This window comes from Mesorhizobium sp. CNPSo 4670 (genome assembly GCF_057784235.1).
In genome coordinates, this window is record NZ_JBWJFQ010000016.1 from 54,979 (window position 1) to 78,553 (window position 23,575).

The following is a 23,575-nucleotide window of genomic DNA, read 5'->3' on the forward strand; positions in this document are numbered from 1 at the left end:
TACACACTTGGGCGTAACCAGCTTGCGCTCAAAGCACATTAGCGCCAAAGTATCCTTGGGGATTTCTGAGGGGTAATTGGGGATGCGACCTATAGTTTGGCTTGCAGCCGCGGGTGCTTTCAGCGCATGCGCGGTGGGGGCTTTTATCGCAACTGGCTTTTACAATCCATTTGACAGCAAGATGACCCGTATTTGCGAGGATATGCTGGCCGATAGGCTCCGTTCGCCATCGAGCTACCGGCGAATAGAGATTTCCCACTACAGCGACCAGATACCAGTTGAGGAGTTCCGCAAGATCAAGGAAGCCGAAATTGTAAATGATAAAGACTATGTAACCTTGAAGCGGATCCTCGATCTTACCATTGGTGCCATGGGCAAAAACCACCTGCCAGTCATGTTCAAAAAATACATCAAGTATGACGCGGACAACGCCTATGGCACCCCGATCCGCGGTCTGGCCGAATGCACCTTTCTGGCCGAAAACGGCGAGGAATCGTCGGCGTCCGCCTTTGACGTCCGGTTGGATGGCACGACCAAGACCGAATACCTCACAAAACTCATTCTGGAGAGCCAACAAAACTAGACGCTAGGGAGGGCGACGTTCATGGGGTGGCGTTTTCGTAAGTCGATCCGGCTTGTTCCGGGCGTTCGGCTGAATGTGGGTAAGAAAGGTGTCAGCGTTTCTGCGGGGACGCCTGGCTTCAAGACGACGATTGGAACCTCGGGGCGCACGACAACGGTCGGTATTCCCGGCGCCCGGCTTTCTCATATCTCACGGAAAGGCAGAGGCAGCAAGACCGAAGTGCCGCCGCCGCAGATGGCCGCACTTTCCAGCATCGACACGGTGTCCGAGCCCGCCCAGAGGTCGCCAGAAAGTCGATGGGTCGGCTGGGCGGTCCTTGAGGTTTGGTACGGCGCTTGCATGTTCACGGAACCATCATCCGATCGCTTGTGAGAGCGAGATGGATAGTTTGGCAACATCGAGCAAAGGCACGAATTCGTTAGCGGAAAACTGAGTTAGAGCGATTCGTCAACGATTTAGGAAAAAAGCAGTCCCCTTGAAAATCTCAAACGACGCGGTGGACGCCCCCGTCTGGGACCCGACCACCTTCACCAAGAACCGCGACCGGCTGCGGAACGGCGAGGTGATTGCGACGTTCATGAACCGGCTTCTGAACCATCCGCAAGTCAAGCCACTATTGTCGGACGAGCATTTCTCGGTGAACGGAACGCTGATCGAAGCCTGGGCATCACAGAAGAGCTGTCGCCCCAAAGACGGCAGCGGTGATGACGACGACGGCGCTAACTTCCACGGCCAGAAGCGCAAGAACGATACCCATGCGAGTACCAGCGATCCCGACAGCCGGCTCTATCGCAAGGCTGCCGGGCGGGAGGCGAAGCTCTGCTATATGGGCCACGCCACCATGGAGAACCGGCATGGGCTGGCGGTAGCCGGCATGGTCACGCACGCCAATGGCACCGCCGAACGCCGAGCCTCGGAGATCATGCTGAAGGCGAGAGGCAAAGCTGCCGGCTGCCGCATCACGGCCGGTGAGGACAAAGCGAACGATACGGTCGATCATGTGGCCAATCTTCGCGCCATCAACGTGACACCGCATGTGACGCAAAACCAGGCCGTCACCAAAACCGGCAAGACCCGCAACAGCGCCATCGACCAACGAACCACGCGGCATCCGGGCTATGGCATGTCGCAATCGCGCCGGGCGATGATCGAGTGCATCTTCGGCTGGAGCAAGCAGCACGACACCATGCGCAAGGCCAAACATCGCGGCATCGCTCGGGTCGCTACCGACTTCATGCTCAATCTGATCGCCTACAACCTGATCCGCATCTCCAAACTGGTTGCAGCGTAGCCACCTTGGTGTCCAGACCGCCAAAGCGCTTCAAACTCTCAAACAAATCATCCCAACAATGGCACCCGCGACAGAACAAACGCCCAGTTCTTTGGATTTTTCCGTAAACTGCTAGGCTCGTATCCAGTGGATCGTTGCCACCGTCTCAGCAGGCTGTTGTCATCCGAAAGACGGCAAACCCGGGCGCGGCTCCGCCTTTCTCCTTGAGCTCGTCAGCTTCTCGAAAGCCAACCTTCCTAGCATTCGCACTCGGCCTCTAGATGCCAATGCCGCCTATGCTGAACTAGGGTACCCGCTGGGCGGATCTGCAGGAGACTTTGTTATCATAATCGAAAGGAGAGCTTTATGGATTCCAATCGGATAAACGGTGGCGGCGCGCAAGGGTTCCCACCGGGGTACGTCCGGACACAGGAGGATCATGATCTATTTAGGCAGGCCGCGAATGAAGCCAGGTCATTATCATCTGCCGCGCTTGTATCCGCGCAGGCTCCGATTTGGAGTTCGAGCGCTCCATACGGAAGCTTTTCACGCGATGGCTACTCTTGGAACAACGACGTATGGGGTCCGCGCCCTGGGCCTCAGACGATTTCGGTGAGTGGCGTCAACCGGTGGAGCGTATGGTCGAACCAGCCTAATACGCCGGGCATCAAAAGCTATCCGCACGAGGCTTTTAGTATCGGGAAACCGCTCAGTTCAATCAACACTCTGAGCTCGAGCTTCAATCAGGAGGTTCCTACTGGCGGCGCCTGGGATGTCGCCTACGATATCTGGGACAGGTCAAACCAGCATGAGGTAATGCTCTGGACAAACTACACCGGAAACTCGGACGGGAGCGGCAACGTTAAGCCCATTTCATATCATTATGCCCCTTCCGGTGCGGCGATTCCGGTCTACAGCAATGTCAATGTAGGCGGAGCGACTTGGAACGTGTTTGAAGGTGAAGGCCCCGACGGTCACAAGGTCATCTCATTGCTGCGCACTTCGAAGACCAACAGCGGGACAGTGGACATCAAGAGTATCCTGCAGTGGATAAAGTCGACGGGGTACTTTGGCGACATAAACGTCGGTAGCGTCCAATACGGCGTCGAGATTACCTCGTCCCCGGGGGGAAAGAACTTCAATTTCAACAACTGGTCTGTGACCTCGAAGTGAAGATCCGTGTGCGGGCGGCAAGGTGAGCTGCGCTTATGCCAATGAGCCTCGCTGGCTGACGGCCTAGCTTGCGCTTACCGGCTCGCTCGGCCAAAGCGATGGTTGTTTCCCGGCCGCGACGACGAGCATCCGCTCGTCCCCAACGTGCTGCACGCCGCCTTCCGTTCAGAGGAGATACGTTCATGCTTACGGCCTCCGGCGTGGTGGATCTGAGCACGTCCCTGTCGGGGCGGCTCAACCTCAAATGCTTCTGCATCACGCTCGACCGGGCCAAACTTTGGGCGGCGCTGGACCACGAAGCCGGCGAGCCTGGTTTCTGCGAAACATTCATGGCATCGCGGCCGCATCTGTTTTCCAATGTTCCAGTCTTCCTTGCCGTGTCCGCCCTCGACGAGATGCAGAGAATCGTCGTCGCCATCGAGGCGACAGCAAAGTTGCCAGCTTACCGCGAAAGGGTTCTCTCCTGGGCTCCCGCAATTGCGCAACGGGACTTTGGACCGGTCGGCGCGCTGATGGGCTACGACTTCCACCTCGACGATCAAGGTCCCAAGCTGATTGAGGTCAACACCAACGCCGGCGGGGCTTTCCTCAATGCCCTGCTGGCCGGAGCTCAGAAGGCTTGCTGCTCCGTAGTCGACCGGGCGCTGATTGGCACAAGGGACGATCACTTCGAAACCAGCGTCATCGCGATGTTCGAGAGCGAATGGCGCAGGCAGCGCGGAGCCGGTTCGCCGCGAAGGATCGCGATCGTCGATGATCAGCCTACGGAGCAGTATCTCTATCCTGAATTCGTGCTGGTCCGGCAGCTATTGCTGAAGCACGGCATGGACGCGATGATCGGGGACGCGAGTGAGCTGAAATATGATGGCGGAAGGCTTCTGCTCGACGGACAAGAGATTGACCTAGTCTACAATCGCCTGGTCGATTTTGCGCTTGATTGGCCGGAGCATGCCGCGCTCAGAGCGGCCTATCAGGAGGGCGCCGTGGTGCTCACGCCCAATCCGCACAACCATGCGCTCTTTTCTAGCAAGCGCAATCTGACATTGTTATCCGATCCGGCAGCGCTGGAGGCATTCGGCCTTTCTCCGGAGATGCGCTCGCGGCTCGCCGGCATTCCGCGGACCACACTGGTCACGCCCGACAATTCGGATGCCGCCTGGCAATTCCGCAAGGACATGTTCTTCAAGCCGCTCTCCGGCCACGGCAGCAAGGCGGTCTACCGCGGCGACAAGGTGACGAAGGGGGTGTGGGCCGAGATCGCCCGTGGTGGCTATGTGGCCCAGGCATTTGCTGCACCAGGGCAGCGCATGATCGAGATCGATGGCGCGCCCACGCCGCGCAAGATGGACGTGCGGCTTTATACTTATGATGGTCAGGTGCTCCTCGCGGCTGCCCGCCTATACCAGGGCCAGACTACAAATTTCCGCACACTAGGCGGCGGTTTTGCCCCTGTACTGGCCATCTGACCATGCGCGGACCATCGCTGCTGATGATCTACGGCGCCTCCTTGAGAATCAGGTTGCATCATTCGCGTGGCGGACACACCAGGTAGAAAGAAACTTGCCTGAGTTGGACGCGGGGCTTGGTCCGTCGAAAGCGAACCGCGCCCGCGCAACTCAAGGCTCCCCCTGCCGTCGGCCAACGCATGGTGGAGATGGCCTACTCACTGGCTTCCCGGCCAGACATCTCTTCTATTAGAATCCGGAAAAAACGTGCGGCAAGCCATCTGACAGGGGAGGCATGACAGGCTTGAGCGCACCGGGCTCCCGCCAGTCCGCGTGCTTGCTCAACACTGACCGTGCGTGATCGCGCTGAGGCTTGTAGCCGATCTGGTCAGGCAGTTCTTCAAAGGGATGTGTTGCAAAGTTTTTGGTAACGAAGGCGCATGGCAAAGGCCGCCATTTCGACCAATCTGTGATCTTGCTTTGCATTCGCTGGTATCTGGCCTACGGACTGAGCCTACGCGATCTTCGAGAAATGATGGCGGAGCGTGGCATTAGTGTCGATCATTCAACGATCCATCGCTGGGTCGTTCATTTCGCGCCGCTGCTGATGGAACGCGTCAACCGGCGCAAGCGCGCCGTGACCGGCAATGGCATGCGGACGACACCTACATCAAAGCGCGCGGGCGATGGATGTACCTCTATCGCGCCATCGACAGCGTCGGCGACACCGTCGAGTTCTGGTTCAGTGAATACCGGGATTTGCCGGCCGCCAAGCGTTTCTGCACAAAAGCGTTGGCACGCCATGGCCGTCCCGATCGCACCGTCATCGACGGCAGTCAGACCAACCGGAAAGCCATCGTTTCCTGCGATGCCACAAGTCGATTGCAGGATTGCTCCCAGCGCCGGTCGAGCCGATCCGCATCCGCCAAAGCCAATACCTCAATAACCGCATCGAGCAGGATCATCGGCGCATCAAGCGCCGGGTGCGGCCGATGCTCGGTTTCAAATCGACGCACGCCGCCGCGGTCACCCTGTCCGGTATCGAGATGGTCCACATGATGCGCAAACGACAGGCGCGGTACGCCTTCAATCCGAACCCGTCTCTCGCCGAGCAGTTCGAAATCCTCGCTGCCGCATGATTGCCACCACTCTGGCAAATTCTCTGACCAGACAAAACTTTGCAACCGGCAAATTGTCGACTCGCAACCCAAAGATCGGCAAGTTGACAATGGCTACTGTTAGACATCGCGCAAAGTCAGGATTTTGAGGTTTGGTACGGCGCTTGCGTGTTCACGGAACCATTATCTGATCGCTTGTGAGAGCGAGATGGATAGTTTGGCAACATCGAGCAAAGGCACGAATTCGTTATGCGGAAAACTGACTTAGAGCGATTCGTCAACGATTTAGGAAAAAAATGCAGTCCCGTTGAAAATCCCAAACGACGCGCTGAAGGGCTTGCATCGATCGTAGCGATCGGAAAGAGCCTCAATTACAACATCACGCTTGACGAGGTTAGGAGAGGAGGGGGGAGTTCCTGCGTGAAATATCTGTTCGTCGGTGCCACAATGGTCTTGGCGTTACTGCCTCCGGTCGCCGGCGCACAGGATATCGAGGGAGGCAAGGCGGTCTTCAAAAAGTGCATTGCCTGCCACAGCGCTGATACCGAAGCAAACAGAGTCGGGCCATCCTTGAAAGGCGTCGTGGGCCGGACAGCGGGGACCGTCCTTGGCTATTCTTATTCGAAAGCCATGAAGGATGTGGGCGCTGCGGGCCTTGTATGGGATGAGCCGAACCTGATCGAATATCTGGCAAATCCCAAGGCGAAAGTGCCGGCGAACAAAATGGGGTTCCCTGGCCTCAAGAATCCTGACGACGTCAAAAACGTTATCGCCTATCTCAAGAGTGTGTCCGGTTAGAAACCTTTGGCTTTCCGTTTCGAGAACAACGCAAAGGAGGGTGCGACTCCGCTTTTCGCCTTGAGCGAGGTAAGCAGTTGAAAGAGGGTCGGCTTCTGCTCCCGCGAAACTGTCTGGCCCGTGCTGTGCCGTCAACATGCTTGACGACCTCCAACCGGCTACCGAGAACCCTTTGGAAAAGAAGCATGTAGGACGACGGGCGTGCCAAGTCGAAGTGGAGCGCGACTCCGCACCTGGCCGAGGATCGTGTCTCGCACCGGAGGCCCGCTTGGCTCCCGCTTTGTCGTCGACCAGCTTTGCGGCCAGTTTGGGCGACAGCGGCACGAAGTCGTAGCCCTGTGAGATTGCTGCGCGGGGAAGATCCTCAAGCATTTCGAACGCGCGATCGCGGGTGCCAAGTCAGAGCGCGGGTTCGTCGGTTCAGGCAGGCCGGGGTCGTAATGCACGTGCGTTCGATCCTATTGCCCTCATGCGCGATGTCGCTCGACTGCCAGCACGTTGCGCAGATGGTTTTCGATCAGGATGAGCGTTGTCAGCGTGCCGCATGCTGACGCGGCGACGATGAAGCCGATGGGCAATGCCGACAAGCCCGGCGACACCACTGACACCATGGTGGTGGAACCTAACCCAGTCGACGGCACCGCCGCCAATCGTGATGATCACCGCTAACGCCACATTGAGCGTGGCGAGCATGTCAGACAGCATCCTGGTCATCGAAGTTCCCCCTTTGTCCATGGCATAGCGTACAGGGCCGCAGGGAGGCCCCCCGGCCAGCGCCTAAGCCGGCGCTGGTGTACGGCGCGTTGCTCTGAGAGCTTGATGAGCCTTGCCCTCTTTCATTGCTTGCGCAGCGGCTTTAGCCGGCAACAGTTTATTCAGAATTTCTATCTAGCTTTAGAGTCGTCGATGCCGAAATCACGTAGGCGCGACTGTCGTGCGGCTAAAGGGAAAAGCCCGGTTGCGCCCCCGCGCCGGGCTTTTTCCGTATTGGCATTTCATTGCCTCGCCAGCGGGCGATTATCCCCGCCGCTCGCATAAGAGCGCTTCTCCCGCTATGTCTGCGAAAACAGCCGCGCCCGACGTCACCGCAGGCTCGAGAGTCTTCGGCATTTCTGCAGAAGCGTTGCTGATCGTCCCTTTGAGTGCTGCGTGCACTTGGCCAATCAGGCAGGAAGATTGCCCACCGGGACCGGATTGTTGGAAACATAGGCCGAGACGACTTCCGCGGTGAGCTCGATGAGGGTGTCGATATTGTTGTCGGCTTCTTCTGTCATGAAAACGCTCCAGGTGGCTTGAAGGACAATTCGGCAAGCCGGTGTTGGTGTCGACCACTGCGTCGAAGGCGCGCCCTTCCAGAACCGCGCGCAACACCGCCGCCTCGTTGCGGTCTGCCCCGAGCAGCCCGGTCCCCTTGACGGGGCGGTTGCCCCTGTACAGCAGGGTCAGCCTGTACCTATTGCCCGTAACGATGGCGTGACCCACGAATCCCGATCAGCCGATAACGAGGATGATCATCGTGCCGCCCCCATCACCTCTGCTTCATTCGAGCTTCGTTACATGGCATCAACTGGCCAAGGAGTCGTGCGAGGAGAACAAAGGACATAAAGCCAATTGGGAGGAGACCCCCCTCCCTAATTAGCCTCCACCGTCGTGACATGCCGATGAAGCCTCAGCCTTGTAGCCCGTAGCCACAAGCCAAAGCACTCGACTGAAGGTTGCGCACCGCGTCGCGGGCGCGTTTTTCCCGTGACGTATCGATACCTTTCTGCCATCTCTTCTTTGCTTACATTATCGGTCCTCCTTCAGGGAGCTTCATATAGACGGGGAAATACTTCGTAGGACGTGGCAATGCGCCATTCTCCCAGTATGCGCCCCTGCACGAGAACTGATTTGGCGTCTTTCCTCTATGCCGCGAAACGAACAATCGATTTGCCCAAATACTGTCGCGCAGAAATTTCTAATAGCTGGCTTGATTGTAGAAAATTCAGGTGGCATAGGTTGGGTACATATAGTCCCTTTGACGGATATGAGAAATGTGGGGATTGAAGGAGCACAATGATGCCCGGGGAACCAAGCAATAATATGATCGAGCTTACTGCAGATATCGTTGCCGCCTATGTCCAGAAAAACGCGGTTCCAGTGTCCGGATTACCGGATTTGATCGCGAGCGTGAATTCGGCATTGACTAATATTGGCCAGTCGTCTCCCATATCAGAGCCCGCCCCGAAGCCGGCAGTTAATCCCAAAAGGTCAGTGTTTCCGCAATACATCATCAGTCTCGAGGACGGCAGGAAATACAAGTCCCTTAAGCGCCATCTTGCGACCAGTCACGGGCTGACGCCTGATGAATATCGGGCGAAATGGGGTTTGGCGAAGGACTATCCCATGGTCGCGCCGAGTTATTCGGCGACCCGTTCGGCTTTGGCAAAATCGCTAGGCTTGGGTAGGAAACCTGCTCCCACCAAGAAACCCGCGACGAAACGCAAAGCCAAGGCCTGAGCGTAGACGCATAGTCCAACGAGCGATCGTCGCGCGTTAGAGGCCTTGCGAACGCATTCGGCGCGAACTCAAAACTGGAAAGGGGGAGCTAGGTCGGGAGACAGAGTTAGTCGTGCCGATGTTTCCTCCTTCAATCGTGCCAAACCGGCGCAATAGCGCCCTGTCAACCGGCGCCGAAACTGGCGAACTTCCTAGAGGACATTCGCTGCCGGACCCCGACGAGAGCGTCGTCGGCAAATTATTGTGCGTTGCAATTTTGTCTTCGCACTTGCACAAAAATGTGGCAAATGCATCATCGCCTGACGTTGCGGAAGGACCTTGAGATGGCCCGGCCCGTCTCGGGGCGAAGTCGAGGTGCGGCGAGTGCAAAGTGCGCAGGCGGCACGAGCACCGATACGACCATCTCGTTGGCGGCGCGAGGCGGGTAGAAGAGGAGAGAGTCGGCGTGAGCATTCCCATCCTTCGCACAGTTGCGGAACTGCGCAGCATCGTAGCCGCGTGGCGCCGAGAGGGCTCGAGGGTTGCCCTGGTTCCAACCATGGGTGCCCTTCACGACGGACACCTCAGCTTGGTGCGAGCAGCCCTCGCCAAGGCCGACCGCGTGATTGTAACGCTGTTCGTCAATCCGAAGCAATTCAACAGCCTTGCCGATCTCCAAGCATATCCACGTACTGAACATGACGATGCTGCGAAGCTGGCGCCGATTGGAGCCCACATCGTCCTCTATGCACCGGATGCGTTGGACATGTATCCGAAGGGCTTTGTCACGACAGTATCCGTGAGCGGGGTGAGCGAGGGGCTGTGCGGTGCATTCCGGCCCGGTCATTTCGATGGCGTGGCGACAGTCGTGACAAAGCTTTTTCTGCAGTCCGGCGCTGACCTCGCTTTCTTCGGCGAGAAAGACTTCCAGCAGTTGCATGTGGTGCGCCTACTCGTGCGCGACCTCGACGTTCCGATCGAGATTGTCGCATGTCCGACAGTGCGCGAAAGCGATGGACTGGCGATGTCGTCCCGCAATGCGCGGCTACGCGAAGCCGAGCGCCAAGCAGCACCGCGACTGGCCGAAATCCTTCGGGAGGCCAGCGAGCAACTGACAGACGGAGACCCCGTTGCACCCATTCTTGCCGTCGCGCGCCAGTCCATACTTGCTGCGGGTTTTGAGCGAGTGGAATATCTCGAACTGCGTGCCGAGGAAGACCTAATGCCAATGGCAGCGCTCGACCGTCCCGCACGACTCCTCGCCGCCAGCTGGCTCGGACAAACCCGGCTGATCGACAATATAAGCGTGCGTCCGCGGCAAAATGCTGGGGCCTTCAACAGAGCGACTGTCGCAGCATGAGTTCGGACATTCGCCGCTTTCAACGCCTCGGCCACGCACATATCTGCTCGGGCCGACGCTTGACATGGCTTGGGCGCGGGAACACAGCAGCCGCCAACGGCTGATCGGCAAATTGTAGGGCAAAATTTAGCGCTCTACGCGGTGATCAGCGTCGATCGTTACGACAGACCGCGCACGACACGGCCCAACAAGGATTGGCTGCATCTTTGCGGGAAGGGTCATCAGAGACGCTTTCGAACGACAGACGTTCGGTTCCATCCATCACCAGAGTGAATCGATCCGCGTCTGCTGATTCAAACCATTCGTTGGACGCGCGCGTCCGGCTGCGCGATTCTGTGCGCAATGATCGCGCAGCTCTATCGCCTCTGTATCGAACGTCGCGACGCGCGTCGGAACATGGCGCGCTTCTATGCACTGTCGATCGAGGAGACCCTGTTCGGCCAGACCTGCCTGGTCCGGCGTTGGGGCCGGATTGGAACCACCGGCCGCACGATACAGCACTCCTTTGATACCGAGGGTGAAGCCGTCGCCCTTTTCCTCGAGCTGCTGCGCGCCAAGCGGATGCGTGGCTATCAGCCGCGATCCGCCCGACGCGCAGAAGCAATCCCGTCTGGTTGCCAGGCAGCCGCTAGGGCGACGGAAGCCAGGCTTTGAACAAAGTCGCTCGTTTACCCGGCGCGTGCGCGATGTCGCCAGCGGGAAGTCATCAATTGACGCTGCCTCATGCTCGCACTTTCGGGGCCGTTGAAGCCTCAGCGGTCCGCGGCCCGCGCCAGCGCAGGTGAAAAGCAGGGCAATACCTGCCCCTGTGGCTTAACGCTTTGCTTTGCGCCAACCGGCGGCCACCGCCCCTTCCTCGCTGCAGAACCAGCGCTCTCCCTTGCTGGTGGTGATGACGGTGCGATCGTAATACTCTTGGCCAGGCATGTGATAGATGTGCTCCCCGCGGGCACTGATGTTGCCCTTGATGTTGCAGGCACTGGGCGACGCTGCGAGCAGGGGAGCGATCGTCGATGACGGTTCGTTGTTAGCGCGATGCTTGGCACGCCAATCCCAAGGCGCTTCAAACGTTCCTGCCCAGATGCCGACTTTTGCCGCCTTGGCCTTCTCCTGCAGCATGGCGTAGGCTCCTTGGCTGTATTTTGGCCAATCAAGAGCTTGGCCGTTCTCGACCATCCAAGCGGCGACGCTGACACCATCGGCCCGCCGGCAATTGCCGACATAGCGGCCATACCGATCCCATGACACAAACGTGCACTGGGTCGGTCGCGAGGCGGCGAGAAAGGCATCGAGAGCGGTGGCGGACCTGGCGCCACATTGATACCGAAAGCCCTTCGCGTCGTCGCACTGTTGTGCTGACTCCGGTGCATCGATACCATTGAAGCGAATGCGCTGGCCATGGATCTCGATCGTGTCGCCGTCGATGACAGATGCGAACCCAGCAATTGCTACCGGTCGCGACGTTACCAGGTTCTGCAGATTGATTTCCGGCAGCCCCCGCTGTTGTGCATGACAAACTGCGTCACCAGCGCGGAAGTCGCAACCACCGTCACGAAGACCAGCCGCATCGGCACGCTGGCCCAGCGTCGTGCGAGCGGGGGTCCTGCGCCATTACGTTTGCGCCACGGCCCCGACCGATCATCGTAGCGGGATTTGCCCAAGCCCCTTCTCCCCGACGCAAGAATGCGCCCAAAACAAACGGAAAGTCCAGAATCCTATCGGAACCGCTCAACGGCCTGCCTGTTATGAAATCGGAGGGCTCCGTCGAGCAGCACCATGTCGAGCGGTCTTCCACAACCATCCGCAAGCGACCGGAACACGGATTCGACCACCACTAAGGCGCCGAGTCCGAATTCTGCAAAGACTGTGCCCCGGCCGACGCGCCGCGCCACGCCATCGCCCGAACCTGCGCCGCCGCATCGTCATTCGTGAGATCGACGCCGCGTTACTTGAGATCGTTCAGTAAGGGAGCAAACACTGGGGTCGCTGCCAATTCGAAATTGGCATCCCACTCCGCAAACAACGCGGGGACTTGATCGACACGAAAGTCACGAAAGTATCGTTCCGCAGCGGTCTTGCTGGTTGCCTTGTCACGTCGCGCCAATCCCTCGGCTACGGGCCTGGGAACGAGGTAGATTGCGCGAGCCTTGAACCCCTCGGATGGCAGCAGAACAATCGCCAGCCAATCGAATTGGTCGTAGTCGTTGTAGCCGACATAGGCGGCACCGCGCTTGAATGTCCGCGACTTTACCGAAACGCGTTGCGCTGGCCGGTCGAATGGCTGCGCGATCACATCGTAACCGGGCCAGTTGTCGGGAACTTTCAAAGCAGGGATGCCGGCGAGCGTGAGCTCCGCGGCAACGATCATCTCGCAAGCATCGCCCATCTGTTTGGTCGTATTTCGCTTCCGTGCAGTGGTCCCCATGCTGTTCGATCTGGCATCCGCCGGAACTCCTAGCATTTGAGAAAATCCCCGTTGCCGTTGGCCCAACCTAAGCGGAGCCGCTGCCCTGACTTCAGGATCACGGAGCTCGACGTGTCAGGTTTGACTTCGGCGCCGAAAAGGCTTGCGAAGGTGGCGAAATCCTCAAACCCCATTCGGGCTGGCGAGAACGAGTGGACGATCATGGCGGCTTCATCGGTCTTGAAGCGCCGAGCCTCGATCAACGCGGAAGCCGTCCTGTGCATCAACTGATAACGGATATGAAATGGCGGCACATCATCGAAGCCGAGCAAGCCACACTGTTGGCGCATGCGCTCTCGCTTTCCCGGCGACGGCTCGGCATACCATTCTCCCACGGTCGGTCCAAACTGCTCGCTTACCTTGCCTTCGATGGTTGCAGCACAGGTCTGTTCGCCAAAGCGGATAAGCGCAAACACGTCGTTCTGGCTGTCACGGTTGCCCCCGTCGAGTGGCACCCTGTGCTCGGGCAAGGCCAGCAGTAGCTCGGCCGGACAATCGAACATCTGCGCGACTTCGGCCGGCAAGCCTTCAGCACTTTCCCAGCAGTGAGCAAGCGTCTTTGCCGAGTAGCCGGTTCGCCATTGCCTCTCAGGTTCGGCGAGGAAGGCTTGCCAACTCGCCGGACCTTGGCTGGGAACATAGACCCGCGTCCGACGTGCATTTCGCGTAATGCCCAATGGATGACCCCCTCGCCCCCGACTGTTCACGCGCTACCCTAGCGGACGAGTGATGAACCTCGGTTTAAACGTCTCGATATTTAGGGAGTATCCCGGTTGACGATCCCGCCAGGGGGGCCCGGGCTAGCATCGAGCTTGGCGGCCTCATCCCCTCGCCGCGTAAAAGAAAAAATCGCGGCTTGATTGTGAGGCTTCGGGTGCCTTGGCCTCAGCCAAAACAGCCCGCTGGAGATTATCCTTTACCGGCCGCGTGCTCGTCTTCGCACTCCAGCGGCGCCCATTCCCTCCTTCGACAGTTGCTGAGCATGAAGGTACTTGTCCGAAGTGCGCCCCTGATCAACCGTCGTCCGCTTAGGTGCTATGGCGCCCATCCCCTGCCCGCGCCTCACCCGATCGGCTCGCGTTCGAAGGAGGTCATTCTGCCCGCCTTCTCCGTCAGACGCGCAAAATAGCCGCGGGAGGAATTAATATGCCGTAGCGTCGTCGAGAACGCCCAGGCTTTTTTGCGAAAACTGTCGGCGACGAGTGCCCGCTGGCACGAAGGCAGGCTGCGGCATCTGTACCATCGATTATCCCGAATATGGTTCGGTGGACGTCGACCTGTCGCCGGCAGAAGCACCACCCTGTGCGCGAACCCGGCTTTGACTGCTTAACAACCGTCGTGGGACCCGTCGCCGCCCGAGCCGACTCAATTCCGTTTCGCTATGACGGATTTGGTGGGTCTTCCAATGGCCGATATGGCCGGGTAGGGTTTGCAGGCGGGCCAAATAACCGGATGAACAAACGGATGATGCTGGAAAAACTGCGCGTCTGTTGGGCATTCAGCCCGACTGTCGACAGGAACGTTGCTCTGGTCGAAGGCTTTATGAGGGGCAAGAGTGCTGCCGACCTGGCACAGGAACATAGCCTGTCGAAAACGAGGGTGCGCCAAATCATCGAGAAGGCCGATCGGCTCGTGGGCGGCGGTATCGTGACCAAGGCCGAACAGCCCAAGGCCTCGCTTCGAGCCGATTTCATGGTCGAGTATCCCTATGTGTGGAACCTGGCCAAGATGCACCGGCTGGGTCGCGTCACGCCGCATTATTTCTTTGCGGAGTTGGAACGCGCCGGATCGCTGGAGCGGCTGGTTGACAAAATGAAGCGGCTGCCGAAAAGAACAACAACAACAACACGTGAGTTGACGCTGCATCGCAGAGGTCGCATCTTCCAATATGCCAACCTGCTTTGCAAAGTCGGTAAAGAGCGTCGCGCGCCGCACATACCGGCTTGTGCCCATCGTAGGCATCGTACCACGTCCGAAGGGCAGTTTCGTGGGCACGATCTCTGAGATCTTGCGGCCATTCATCGAGAAGATCGATAGCCTCGGCAAGACTTGCAATCTCTTGCACGATGTAGGTGGAGCGCTTCACGAAAATGGGGCTATTGAAAGCCTCGACCTTCATTGTTCCTCCCCACCTGCCGAACCAGCAGTTCACGAAGGCGGGGCCACATCGACTCCCGCCGATCGTCGCACAATGTGCTGTCGGCGCGATAGGAAAACGCGGGCGTGATGCCATCGGCCATTTGCCCGATCTCTTCCGGCGTCGATTTGCGAGGCAACGACAAGTCAGGCGCGACATGTGCCCTTTCATTCGTCGAGAGCCACTGCGGTCGCCTCGATCCCAGACCCCACCGCATCGGGTCTTGATCGGTTTACGATGGCGATGCCAAGAAATGGAGAGTCCCGAAGAATAAGATTGTTTTGCTCTTTACCAAAACTTCTGCGTGCCATTTTAATTGAATGAATGGAGAGTACGTGAATGGAGATTGAGGAACGAAAAATACCCAGGAGAGCTGGTCTCCTCGCTGCAGGTCCACGAACTTGCGGAAGAATACCGCAAGGCGGCAACCATGCTGCTTCAGTTCGGCCAGCCAGGTAAACCGCTCACTCGAGCACCGTTCAGGTTGTCGGCGATCCATGCGATCGAACTCTATCTGACCTCGCTTTGCTTCACCGTGGGCACAGCCCCAACCAGATCCGCAAAATGCAGCATGACTTGTCGGCGCGCACGGGTCTCGCCTTGGAAGCGGGGCTGCGCCTTCGCGCAAAAACCGCCAAACATCTTCACTCCCTTAGCCAGAACCGGGAATATCTCGTGACCCGTTACGGCCCGGAGCTGGCTGCAACCGCCTCGCAGATAAACCGGCTTACCGCTACTCTGGACGAGGTGGCGGAAAAGGTAACCATACTGATCGGCTTGTCCTCAACTATGCCGCAGCCGGTCGGCCCTGCGCCCGAGACTTCGCCTGGATGCGCGCGATGATGCCGGATCCTGGGACGCAGTCATCAAGGAAGTCGTTCCACTTTTCGGCCGAGCGGCGATCGCGCAAGGACGCAGTCAGACGCTCAAACGTCTTTGCGTCTCGTTCGTCTAACCTAAATTCCATTCGCGAAATCTCTTAACCTTGGCAATGACGCCGCCGCGGCGCATTGGGAACCCAGCCTATGCAGCCGCTGCCCTATGATCAGGATCGTGCAAAACTGTTGAGCAGGGCTAGATCGCGACTTACTTGTCGGGAGCAGATCGAAGGTATTGATGTGGGAAATTGCGGCAACGTGGTTCCGGGATGGAGGCGATTAACTGACGACGAGGCGATAGAGGCAGCGACTAAAAAGCATGGCAAGGACCTTGCGGCGTCGGTCGCATATTGCGCCTTCAAAGCGTCTGGCAACCCGGACGATCCAGCATACCGGTTCTGGATCGGACGACCTTGTTGGACCGATGCGTATCACAGCAGATTCTCTCTCAGACAGCTACGGGTGATTCGATGATGATCCCGCCTCGGGGCTCGGCGCGATTGACGCCCCGTGGCGGCACGAAAGACGCTCAACAGTTCCAGCGCGGGCGGCACGCGCGACCGGTGATGGGAACGATTTGCGAGTAGCTTGCCGATGGCTTGGGCCTGCGAAGATTTGCTTCGCCGATGATATGTCCGAGGAGCCGCCCTCCTTTCTTCGGGGAATGTCCGCGGTGAAGCACGTCGGGGCGAAAAGTGTCCCTAGCTCCGCCTTGTATGGTCCGCAATTGTGAACGCTGTCCGCAAAATATTAAACATGTGAAACAAACCAGCAATGAATATGTATACTATATTTATCATACATTTTATTTGACTTTACTGCAGATCAGAATTTATTTTTTTTGGACAGGTACCGCTGGACGCACGGCTGAGAGAAAGTCGCGACTGTAGTTAGGAAAGGAAAGCTCGTGTCTGCCGCTATAAGCGCAGCTTATTTCCGCGACGTCGAACGCATCGGATTCGTTGGTACCGGCAGGATGGGGCGACCGATGATCGCCAAGCTCTTGGAAGCCGGCTATCCGGTGGACGTCTACGACATCGATCCAGCATCTGCGAAGGATGTGGTCGAAAAGGGAGCCCGTTGGCACGACGCACCGCGCGACGCGGCCCGCGATTGCGGCATTGTCATCACCTGCCTGCCGCTGCCACAAGACGTCTTTGACAACATGACGGGCGAGCAAGGCGCTTTGGCCGGAATGCGCCCGGGGAGCGTCTGGATCGATACGTCCACCACCGACTATCACAATACGCTCGAGATCGCCCGTCGGGCCGCAGCAATTGGCGTGGATTCGCTAGAAGCGCCCGTAAGCAACCTGTCCCACATGGGGGTCGATTTTGCCAATGTCAGCTTCTTCGTCGGCGGGCCATCCAAGGCCTATGTGCGGAGCGAAGCGGTGTTGCAAACCATGGGAGTTGTCTCATTCCATGTCGGAGACATCGGTCAGGGCCAGTCGGTCAAACTACTCACGAACCTACTCTTTTACGCTGCAGCCGTTGCGAGCGGCCACGCGCTCTGCCAAAGCGTGCGCGAAGGGGTTCCAGCGCAGCAGGCGTGGCGCAAGTTTGTCGGCTCGTCCGCGAACTCCGTTGCTATCGAGCAGTTCGTCCCGTTTCTCCTGGATGGCAGCTACGATCGTTCCTGCACCCTGGAGATCACGGTGAAGGACATGGGCTTGACCGTCCAGCTGGCCGACGAACTCGGGGTGGGACTGACGATCGGGCGCGCGGTCGAAAAGCGCTATAGCGAGGCCGGGCGGACGTTCGACCGATACGACAACCATCTACGCGTCATCGAGCTGGCGGAGGTGGTCTTCGACGTTCGGCTGCAAGTGCCGGGCTATCGCGCGCCATCCAAGTATGGTGCCGACCCCGCGTATCCGCCCGACCGAGAATTCCTGACCGACCCCGTTGGACGGACGAAACCCAAGCGTGAGCACGTGTTTCTGCTCGACGAAGTCCCGCTCAGTGACATCCAGATAGAGTTGCTCAAGTCTCTGGTCGACCAGCTCACCGACGTCAACCGAATGATCCTCGACGAGGCGTTTGACCTGGGGCGCGGCATGGGCCTCAGCGATGTCTTGATCCACGACGTGATCACCTGGAGCGTAGGAGCTTCCGCATGGTCGGATAGCCATGCGCAGCGATTCGGCAACAAGCAGGTAGTGGGTCCAGCCAGTGCCGTTGCGCCTCCGCTGAGAACTGCACTGCATCTCATCTGCCCCCAAACCGAGGAAGCGTGATGAACAACCTAGATCAACAGACAGGATTCGACGAAGCTGCAAAGCGCATCAAGGCCTCCCATGTCCTCGACGGGGATGCCGCTCGCTTGGCCCACTTTTATAGGGGTTGGGCGAGTTCCTACGAGTTGGATGTTGGCCGCGAGGAATACTGCGGACCGAGGGTGGTGGCGGAATTGGCCGGCACCGTGCAGACAGCCTATCTGGCTGGCGAGCGAGCAGCCATTGCAATCCTGGACGCTGGCTGCGGAACGGGCCTCGTCGGCGTGCAATTGAAACGCCTTGGTTTCCGGCTGATCGACGGGGTTGACCTCTCCGATGAGATGGCCGAACAGGCCCGGAAAACCCGCGCCTACCGGCATGTCCAAGGCGATATCGACCTTAACAGGCCGTTCTCCGACTACTTGAGCGCCACCTACGATATTACGGTCTGCTGCGGGGTATTCACGCTCGGTCACGTCCGACCTGATGCATTGCGCGAATTGGCTCGCGTCACGCGCCCCAAGGGTTTCATCATCGCAAGCACGCGCAAGAGCTATGCGACGGCCACATGCTTTGAGAATGAGGTGAGGCGTCTGCAGGACGCGGGCGTGCTTGTGGCGGCACAGTGTCTGAGCGACGGAAATTACATCGCCGAGGAGGGCGCGCATTACTGGGTTTTTAAAGTGCCCGATACGGCCTGCGCAGAAACGGAGCAGCAGCTATGATCACACTACCGCAGATCTCACTGGCAAAATTGGCAGCCGATGCAACGAGACACGAAGAGCGCGAGCGCCTACGCCTGGCCTGCGAGGAGTACGGATTCTTCTATCTGGAGCACGGAATCCCGAAAGAACAGATCACAGAAGCGATCCAGGCGTCCCGACGGTTCTTCGCCTTGCCACAACCGACTAAAGAACGTTACGGCCACTCCGCCCAAAACGTGTACCCCAGTACCGCCCGTGGATACAGTCCCTTGTACGGCGAGGTGCTACATCCCGAGGCCGGCCCCGATCCGAAAGAAATGTTCGACCTCGGAATCGAGAACGAAAGCGATCGGCGTCCGTTTGCTGGTAGCACACGCCTTCCGGATGACGCGGTGGCTCCTGGCTTCGCGCGAAGCTTGCTTGCTTTGCAGGCTACTGTGGTGAACGAAGTTGTGCCTAAGCTCGGGATGGCGTTGGCAGATCTGCTCGAAATGGAAGAGGGCTGGTTCCGATGCCATTTCAGCCCACCGACGGTCCTGCAACGCGTGATCCGGTATCCATCTACCGGCGGGACCGCTGGAAAGCATACCGACAATGGGTTCTTCACCCTGCTGCTTCAAGAGGAACTCCCCACGCGCTCCTTGCAGGTGTGGTTCGGGGGACGTTGGGTGCCGGCGCCGAGCTTGCCCGACAGTCTCGTTGTCAATCTCGGCGACATGCTTCAAGCGTTGAGCGATGACCGATTCAAGAGCACGCCGCATCAGGTCGTGCACACTGGTCCGGCCGAGCGAATTTCCCTTCCCTTTTTTATCTATCCCGACATCGACGCACGCCTGACTTCGCGGCAAGGAAACCAGACCTTCAGCGTCGCGGACGTGATGTTGCGCAACTTCGACTCGATCTGGGAGACTGGGAATGGTGCCGGACGGGCGCGGGAGTTGCAGTAGGTTGTTCGGTTTTGTCGAGCTTGTGCAAAATGTCTGACGACGCGCAGCTCCTAAACGCAATGCGCCGCTGGAAGAATTCTATCAGAAGGTTCTCCACGCAGTCCCGTGCGAGAGGCCACAAATGTCCTGACTCTATGAACGAGATCCCTTCACTAACGCTCCACTGTTGCACCCCGGCCTTCCTCTCGAACCCAGAGGAAGTTACGCGGCAACAGACATTGTAATGCGCGGGGCCTTCTTCAGGGTGACCCAGCATGCGCTAGTGAGACTTATAAGTGGCGATTTGCCACTTAGGGATGTTCACCGTAAGGCAATTGTTCGCGATAGCTCTCCTGACGGGCTTCGCGATGGCCAGCCGAACTCGCTCAGAAATCAGGCCGCCCAGCGTTGGTTCCGAAAAAACGCCCTCGATATTCCGCTTGCATCTCCATTGTTAGGACGCGATCTTCGCGTGCCGGGTAAAATGATTCGGCCGGATACAATCATTCCAACGATTGACGTCGTGCTGCTTGGACACTTTTGTCGAGATGTCCTTAGCCATCACCATCCGCCAAGGATCCGGTTTCCGGACAGGGCGCCAGACACATTGAGGGGTATGCCCCCTCCGCGCCTGGCATGGGAGTCGCCCAGATCTCGGAAGTCTCCACCCTCTGCATCGACATTCTCGTACCCTTGAGGAGCAATTATGAGCTTGAAGACGTTGATGGGCGCTGTCATCCTCACTGGCCACGGCGGCCTTGAGAAGCTTGAGTACCGTGAAGACTGGCCCGTTCCGGCGCCGCGCGCCGGAGAAGTGCTCATCGAGGTTGGCGCATGCGGCCTAGACAACGTCGACATCAACACGCGGACGGCTTGGCACTCCAAGCGTGTCGCCGACGGCATTACGCCCACTACTGGAAGCGCCGGTTTTGCTGAGGCTCAGTGTGACGCAGGCAGTTGGAGAAGCACTGCGATAAACTTCCCGCTTATTCAAGGCTCCAGCGTGGCGGGCAGGATCGCCGCGGTCGGTGATGGCGTGAGTTCTACTCGGATTGGTGAAAGGGTCATCGTGGATCCTTGGCTTTTCAGTTCGGGAGACTGGATGGATCCTTCGAACGCCATCTACTTCGGGTCGGAATGCAATGGCGGCTTTTCTGAATTCACGACTATACGCTCTGAAAACGCGCTTCGCGTTGACTGCGATTTGTCCGACGCCCAACTCGCACCGTTCCCAGGTGCCTACGCCATGGCAGAGAATTTGGTGGCACGCACAGACCTGAGGCCGGCAGAAACTGTCGTAATCGCCGGCGCTTCGGGCGGCGTGGGAACTGCTGCGATCCAGTTGTGCCGATTGCGCGGAGCTCGAATCATCGCCATTGCATCACGATCCAAATCGATCGTTTTGAGGAAGCTTGGCGCCGACGCCGTCGTCGATCGCGAGACGCCGGAAATGTCCGAGGCGATCCGTACGGCAGCTGGCGGCGATGTCGACGTCGCGCTCGACGTCGTCGGAGGCCGTATCTTCCACCACCTCGTCCACGTTTTGCGCCAAGGTGGACGCTATTCGAGCTCCGGCGCCATTTCGGGACCAGTAGTCGATTTTGACCACACGCAACTCATCCACAAGAACCTTCAACTGACCGGCGCAACGATCGTGCCGCCGGGAACGACTAGGCGATTGGTTCATCTAATTGAACGTGGCTTCCTGAGCCCTCTCCTCGCAGCGGAGTATACATTGCCGGATCTTGTGAAGGCCCAACGAGCCTTCATGGAAAAGCAACACGTGGGAAACATCGTGGTTACTGTCTGATATCGAGCGTTCCTTGGGTGCCATGAAAATTGCCGTCGGTTGGCAGGAAGAACCGGCCGATGTTCCTTATCTTCGGCGAACTCGATAGCAACTATATGGCACGATATTTCAGCAAACAGCTTTCGGGCTTCGTCTTCTTCACGGATCACAGGGGTGCAAAGCTACGGCTCACGCTATGTCCGCCCGCTGATCATCTATGGTGACATGTGGCGACCCCAACCGATCACTGCGTCGCCTGACCGTCAAACGCCAGGACGGCGACACCGCAGCATCTCAAGATCCGCAAGTTCCTCGGCACCAACGACAATGCCATCCGCCTGCAGCTCTTCGCCGCCATGATCGCTTATGCGCAGCTGCGCATCGCAGCTCGCGCCTGCCGCATCGCCATGCCCATTCTCAGGTTCACCGACCTCGTCGTCCGATGTCTCTTCGAGCGACGAAACATCGCCGCCATCGACAAACCGCCGCCAGTCAACCAGTCAACCCAAATCAACGAAAACCCAATTCCTCGCCAAACCAGATGGGCTTCACCAATGCATGAATTTCCCCGGACAGCCCTGCGTCACTGGCGAGCCAACGATGCACTGTCCTACGGATCTAGCCGATGCCTTGGAATTCATCTGGGGCGAGGGCTTCCTTTCGGAGGGCGGCCTGAGGAGGTCGTATCCATCCGGTGAGGGACGCGGACGGACCTATTTGTTTCCGTCGCGATGGATGGCGATGAGGTTTTGAAGGCTTTCGATGCCGAATTCGGAGAAGGCCATGACGCCGTTCCTCCTCGTTCCACCGCCGCCGACGTTCGGGGCCTGTGAGCAACGTGATCTGACCCATCAACTGCTCCTAAGTGCGCTCATAAGAGCACGCTTAAGACCACTCGTTCATCACCCGAACAAGACGCGATACGCCGGTATACGCCGGATGGATACAGGAGGTCGCGCAGATGCTGGAGAGAATCGACGTTTCCGTCCGCTGCGTGCTCGACATCGGTTCCGGCCTAGCGGCATCAACGTGCTGCTTGCGGTCAAGCAAGGGGCAGCCTTGGCTGCGGGGCCGGAACAGAGATAGATCCACTTATATTAACCGCGTCGCAGACCGCTGGGAGCCTCGCCGAAATGGTCACGAAAACATTTTGAAAAATGCGATGATGAGACGAAACCGCAAGCGATTGCCACCTGCAGCACGGACATATCGGTCAATTCGAGCAGTTGGCGCGCCCGCGCCATCCTGAGCAAAAGATAGTATCGCATCGGCGTCGCCTTGAGATGGTGAAGAAAGAGGCGCTGGATTTGCCGGCAAGAAAGGCCTTGCTGTTGAGCAATCGCGCGGATCGTCAATGGCTCATCTACAGAATTTTCCATAATGCGAATGATGCGGATTAGCTTTTCGCTCGCGCCGCTGAAGCGAAGCCCAAGGGGAGCTGATTGGCAGCTTTCCCCCTCGCGCCATCGATCCGCTGTGAGGAAGCGGCAGACTGATCGCGCCACATCGGAACCACATCGCTGTTCTACTGAGCTGATCGCGAGATCAAATGCCGCAAATTCACCGGCGCAAGTAACTATTCCTTTCTGCTCGACGAACAGAGCGTCGGTCGGCTTGAGGCCTTCAAATGTCTCCGAGAACGCTGCCATCGTGTCCCAATGGATGGTGCAGCGCATGTCTGACAACAGACCGGCCGCAGCAAGCACCCATGCGCCGGTGCCAAGTCCGTAAAGCCTCACATTGCGACGCGCACAGAGGCGTAGAAGCGACACCAGTGGTGCTGATTGATAGTGCTCGATTCCCTCGCCCGTGCAAACCACGATGCCATCGGGTAAACGTTTCGATTTCAGAAGCTTGGCTTCCTCATCAAGACTTGCATCCACGCACACTCGGATGCCACTGGCACACATAACAGGGGTGCCGTCGTCGCTTATCAATCTCCATCGAAACCGATCGCGCCCGGACAATCTGTTTGCGTACCGCAATGGATCGATGAACGACGACATACACAGTTGTGAAAATCCCGGAACAAGGACTACCAAGAATTCCGTCATTCCATCAGCCAAAGGCATGAATGGGAAGGCATCTAGATTTACGCGGTCCGATTGCCGCTCGATCACAAATCTTTTGTTTATTAAGTTCACTCTGTCACCGCTCGAATTTAGTGGCATACCGACCAGAGGATGCCGTCGTTTCCTAACCTCAAGCAAGAGGATCGACCCAAGCCATCCTTC

Annotated in this window: 20 protein-coding genes and 6 pseudogenes; 18 read left to right on the plus strand and 8 right to left on the minus strand. The window is 58.2% G+C overall.

The features are described from left to right. The first annotated feature begins 82 nt into the window (after positions 1-82). The 8 genes and pseudogenes from AC0ZT5_RS24055 (at position 83) to AC0ZT5_RS24090 (ending at position 7,056) form a co-directional block, all read left to right on the plus strand. Positions 83-583 carry a hypothetical protein gene (locus tag AC0ZT5_RS24055; RefSeq protein WP_488498459.1) on the plus strand — a complete coding sequence of 167 codons (501 nt, stop codon included), beginning with the start codon at positions 83-85 and terminating at the stop codon, positions 581-583. Between the two features lie 21 nt (positions 584-604). After that, positions 605-955, plus strand: coding sequence for a DUF4236 domain-containing protein (locus AC0ZT5_RS24060; RefSeq protein WP_488498460.1), 351 nt, complete (start codon positions 605-607; stop codon positions 953-955). 103 nt (positions 956-1,058) lie between these two features. Continuing rightward, on the plus strand, positions 1,059-1,874 hold the full coding sequence (locus tag AC0ZT5_RS24065) for an IS5 family transposase (RefSeq protein WP_488498461.1): 816 nt from the start codon (positions 1,059-1,061) through the stop codon (positions 1,872-1,874). A gap of 345 nt (positions 1,875-2,219) precedes the next feature. Then, on the plus strand, positions 2,220-3,026 hold the full coding sequence (locus AC0ZT5_RS24070) for a glycoside hydrolase family 12 protein (protein ID WP_488498462.1): 807 nt from the start codon (positions 2,220-2,222) through the stop codon (positions 3,024-3,026). Between the two features lie 98 nt (positions 3,027-3,124). After that, positions 3,125-4,492: an ATP-grasp domain-containing protein gene (locus AC0ZT5_RS24075; RefSeq protein WP_488498463.1), complete on the plus strand. Its 1,368-nt coding sequence runs from the start codon at positions 3,125-3,127 to the stop codon at positions 4,490-4,492. Between the two features lie 403 nt (positions 4,493-4,895). Next, positions 4,896-5,610: pseudogene (locus AC0ZT5_RS24080) on the plus strand (IS6 family transposase). 426 nt (positions 5,611-6,036) lie between these two features. Further along, positions 6,037-6,387 carry a c-type cytochrome gene (locus tag AC0ZT5_RS24085; protein WP_488498538.1) on the plus strand — a complete coding sequence of 117 codons (351 nt, stop codon included), beginning with the start codon at positions 6,037-6,039 and terminating at the stop codon, positions 6,385-6,387. Positions 6,388-6,909: 522 nt separating this feature from the next. Further along, positions 6,910-7,056: a hypothetical protein gene (locus AC0ZT5_RS24090; RefSeq protein ID WP_488498464.1), complete on the plus strand. Its 147-nt coding sequence runs from the start codon at positions 6,910-6,912 to the stop codon at positions 7,054-7,056. 464 nt (positions 7,057-7,520) lie between these two features. On the opposite strand, the pseudogene AC0ZT5_RS24095 reads toward AC0ZT5_RS24090, so the two are convergent. After that, positions 7,521-7,661 (minus strand): annotated as a pseudogene (locus AC0ZT5_RS24095) (MucR family transcriptional regulator); the annotation flags it as partial. An 808-nt stretch (positions 7,662-8,469) separates the two neighbouring features. On the opposite strand from AC0ZT5_RS24095, the gene AC0ZT5_RS24100 reads away from it, so the two are divergent. The 3 genes from AC0ZT5_RS24100 (at position 8,470) to AC0ZT5_RS24110 (ending at position 10,879) form a co-directional block, all read left to right on the plus strand. After that, positions 8,470-8,886, plus strand: coding sequence for a Ros/MucR family transcriptional regulator (locus AC0ZT5_RS24100; RefSeq protein WP_488498465.1), 417 nt, complete (start codon positions 8,470-8,472; stop codon positions 8,884-8,886). Between the two features lie 445 nt (positions 8,887-9,331). Continuing rightward, positions 9,332-10,225 carry a pantoate--beta-alanine ligase gene (panC, locus tag AC0ZT5_RS24105; RefSeq protein ID WP_488498466.1) on the plus strand — a complete coding sequence of 298 codons (894 nt, stop codon included), beginning with the start codon at positions 9,332-9,334 and terminating at the stop codon, positions 10,223-10,225. Between the two features lie 342 nt (positions 10,226-10,567). Next, the gene (locus AC0ZT5_RS24110) at positions 10,568-10,879 is read left to right on the plus strand and encodes a WGR domain-containing protein (RefSeq protein ID WP_488498467.1); all 312 of its coding nucleotides are present in this window, start codon (positions 10,568-10,570) and stop codon (positions 10,877-10,879) included. Between the two features lie 159 nt (positions 10,880-11,038). On the opposite strand, the gene AC0ZT5_RS24115 is transcribed toward AC0ZT5_RS24110, so the two are convergent. The 4 genes and pseudogenes from AC0ZT5_RS24115 to AC0ZT5_RS24130 all read right to left on the minus strand — a co-directional run bounded on the left by AC0ZT5_RS24115 (position 11,039) and on the right by AC0ZT5_RS24130 (position 13,366). Continuing rightward, positions 11,039-11,344: a sunset domain-containing protein gene (locus AC0ZT5_RS24115; RefSeq protein WP_488498468.1), complete on the minus strand. Its 306-nt coding sequence runs from the start codon at positions 11,342-11,344 to the stop codon at positions 11,039-11,041. Between the two features lie 15 nt (positions 11,345-11,359). Beyond that, positions 11,360-11,809: pseudogene (locus AC0ZT5_RS24120) on the minus strand (thermonuclease family protein); the annotation flags it as partial. A 361-nt stretch (positions 11,810-12,170) separates the two neighbouring features. Then, positions 12,171-12,650 carry a hypothetical protein gene (locus AC0ZT5_RS24125; protein ID WP_488498469.1) on the minus strand — a complete coding sequence of 160 codons (480 nt, stop codon included), beginning with the start codon at positions 12,648-12,650 and terminating at the stop codon, positions 12,171-12,173. 29 nt (positions 12,651-12,679) lie between these two features. Next, complete coding sequence (locus tag AC0ZT5_RS24130; RefSeq protein WP_488498470.1) at positions 12,680-13,366, minus strand: DUF6946 family protein; 687 nt, start codon at positions 13,364-13,366, stop codon at positions 12,680-12,682. 787 nt (positions 13,367-14,153) lie between these two features. Here AC0ZT5_RS24130 and AC0ZT5_RS24135 point away from each other — a divergent pair. Then, entirely contained in the window at positions 14,154-14,693 is a 540-nt protein-coding gene (locus AC0ZT5_RS24135; protein WP_488498471.1) for a hypothetical protein, read from the plus strand. On the opposite strand, the pseudogene AC0ZT5_RS24140 reads toward AC0ZT5_RS24135, so the two are convergent. Next, a pseudogene (locus AC0ZT5_RS24140) lies at positions 14,659-14,997 on the minus strand (DUF982 domain-containing protein); the annotation flags it as partial. The gene AC0ZT5_RS24135 and the pseudogene AC0ZT5_RS24140 overlap by 35 nt on opposite strands. An 854-nt stretch (positions 14,998-15,851) precedes the next feature. On the opposite strand from AC0ZT5_RS24140, the gene AC0ZT5_RS24145 reads away from it, so the two are divergent. Next, positions 15,852-16,178, plus strand: a complete 327-nt coding sequence (locus AC0ZT5_RS24145; protein WP_488498472.1) for a hypothetical protein — start codon at positions 15,852-15,854, stop codon at positions 16,176-16,178. On the opposite strand, the pseudogene AC0ZT5_RS24150 reads toward AC0ZT5_RS24145, so the two are convergent. Then, positions 16,153-16,264, minus strand: a pseudogene (locus tag AC0ZT5_RS24150) (IS1595 family transposase); the annotation flags it as partial. The gene AC0ZT5_RS24145 and the pseudogene AC0ZT5_RS24150 overlap by 26 nt on opposite strands. Before the next feature lie 347 nt (positions 16,265-16,611). On the opposite strand from AC0ZT5_RS24150, the gene AC0ZT5_RS24155 reads away from it, so the two are divergent. From AC0ZT5_RS24155 to AC0ZT5_RS24175, 5 genes and pseudogenes are all read left to right on the plus strand, one after another. Continuing rightward, on the plus strand, positions 16,612-17,943 hold the full coding sequence (locus AC0ZT5_RS24155) for an NAD(P)-dependent oxidoreductase (RefSeq protein WP_488498473.1): 1,332 nt from the start codon (positions 16,612-16,614) through the stop codon (positions 17,941-17,943). Then, positions 17,943-18,647, plus strand: coding sequence for a class I SAM-dependent DNA methyltransferase (locus AC0ZT5_RS24160; protein ID WP_488498474.1), 705 nt, complete (start codon positions 17,943-17,945; stop codon positions 18,645-18,647). Before AC0ZT5_RS24155 ends, AC0ZT5_RS24160 begins: the two co-directional genes overlap by 1 nt. After that, entirely contained in the window at positions 18,644-19,573 is a 930-nt protein-coding gene (locus AC0ZT5_RS24165; RefSeq protein WP_488498475.1) for an isopenicillin N synthase family dioxygenase, read from the plus strand. Before AC0ZT5_RS24160 ends, AC0ZT5_RS24165 begins: the two co-directional genes overlap by 4 nt. 685 nt (positions 19,574-20,258) lie before the next feature. Further along, a complete protein-coding gene (locus AC0ZT5_RS24170; protein ID WP_488498476.1) occupies positions 20,259-21,362 on the plus strand; it encodes a zinc-binding dehydrogenase in 1,104 nt (367 codons plus the stop codon). 266 nt (positions 21,363-21,628) lie between these two features. Beyond that, a pseudogene (locus tag AC0ZT5_RS24175) lies at positions 21,629-21,903 on the plus strand (IS4 family transposase); the annotation flags it as partial. A 535-nt stretch (positions 21,904-22,438) separates the two neighbouring features. Here the strand turns inward: AC0ZT5_RS24175 and AC0ZT5_RS24180 are convergent. Then, entirely contained in the window at positions 22,439-23,512 is a 1,074-nt protein-coding gene (locus tag AC0ZT5_RS24180) for a GlxA family transcriptional regulator (protein ID WP_488498477.1), read from the minus strand. Positions 23,513-23,575 lie beyond the last annotated feature (63 nt).

Excerpts from the sequence above, each read along its gene's own strand:
- AC0ZT5_RS24055 (WP_488498459.1), top strand. The coding sequence starts at position 83 with ATGCGACCTATAGTTTGGCTTGCAGCCGCGGGTGCTTTCAGCGCATGC.
- AC0ZT5_RS24060 (WP_488498460.1), top strand. The coding sequence starts at position 605 with ATGGGGTGGCGTTTTCGTAAGTCGATCCGGCTTGTTCCGGGCGTTCGG.
- AC0ZT5_RS24070 (WP_488498462.1), top strand. The coding sequence starts at position 2,220 with ATGGATTCCAATCGGATAAACGGTGGCGGCGCGCAAGGGTTCCCACCG.
- AC0ZT5_RS24075 (WP_488498463.1), top strand. The coding sequence starts at position 3,125 with ATGGTTGTTTCCCGGCCGCGACGACGAGCATCCGCTCGTCCCCAACGT.
- AC0ZT5_RS24085 (WP_488498538.1), top strand. The coding sequence starts at position 6,037 with ATGGTCTTGGCGTTACTGCCTCCGGTCGCCGGCGCACAGGATATCGAG.
- AC0ZT5_RS24090 (WP_488498464.1), top strand. The coding sequence starts at position 6,910 with ATGAGCGTTGTCAGCGTGCCGCATGCTGACGCGGCGACGATGAAGCCG.
- AC0ZT5_RS24100 (WP_488498465.1), top strand. The coding sequence starts at position 8,470 with ATGATCGAGCTTACTGCAGATATCGTTGCCGCCTATGTCCAGAAAAAC.
- AC0ZT5_RS24110 (WP_488498467.1), top strand. The coding sequence starts at position 10,568 with ATGATCGCGCAGCTCTATCGCCTCTGTATCGAACGTCGCGACGCGCGT.
- AC0ZT5_RS24115 (WP_488498468.1), bottom strand. The coding sequence starts at position 11,344 with ATGCTGCAGGAGAAGGCCAAGGCGGCAAAAGTCGGCATCTGGGCAGGA.
- AC0ZT5_RS24125 (WP_488498469.1), bottom strand. The coding sequence starts at position 12,650 with ATGGGGACCACTGCACGGAAGCGAAATACGACCAAACAGATGGGCGAT.
- AC0ZT5_RS24135 (WP_488498471.1), top strand. The coding sequence starts at position 14,154 with ATGATGCTGGAAAAACTGCGCGTCTGTTGGGCATTCAGCCCGACTGTC.
- AC0ZT5_RS24145 (WP_488498472.1), top strand. The coding sequence starts at position 15,852 with ATGCAGCCGCTGCCCTATGATCAGGATCGTGCAAAACTGTTGAGCAGG.
- AC0ZT5_RS24160 (WP_488498474.1), top strand. The coding sequence starts at position 17,943 with ATGAACAACCTAGATCAACAGACAGGATTCGACGAAGCTGCAAAGCGC.
- AC0ZT5_RS24165 (WP_488498475.1), top strand. The coding sequence starts at position 18,644 with ATGATCACACTACCGCAGATCTCACTGGCAAAATTGGCAGCCGATGCA.
- AC0ZT5_RS24170 (WP_488498476.1), top strand. The coding sequence starts at position 20,259 with ATGAGCTTGAAGACGTTGATGGGCGCTGTCATCCTCACTGGCCACGGC.
- AC0ZT5_RS24180 (WP_488498477.1), bottom strand. The coding sequence starts at position 23,512 with ATGCCACTAAATTCGAGCGGTGACAGAGTGAACTTAATAAACAAAAGA.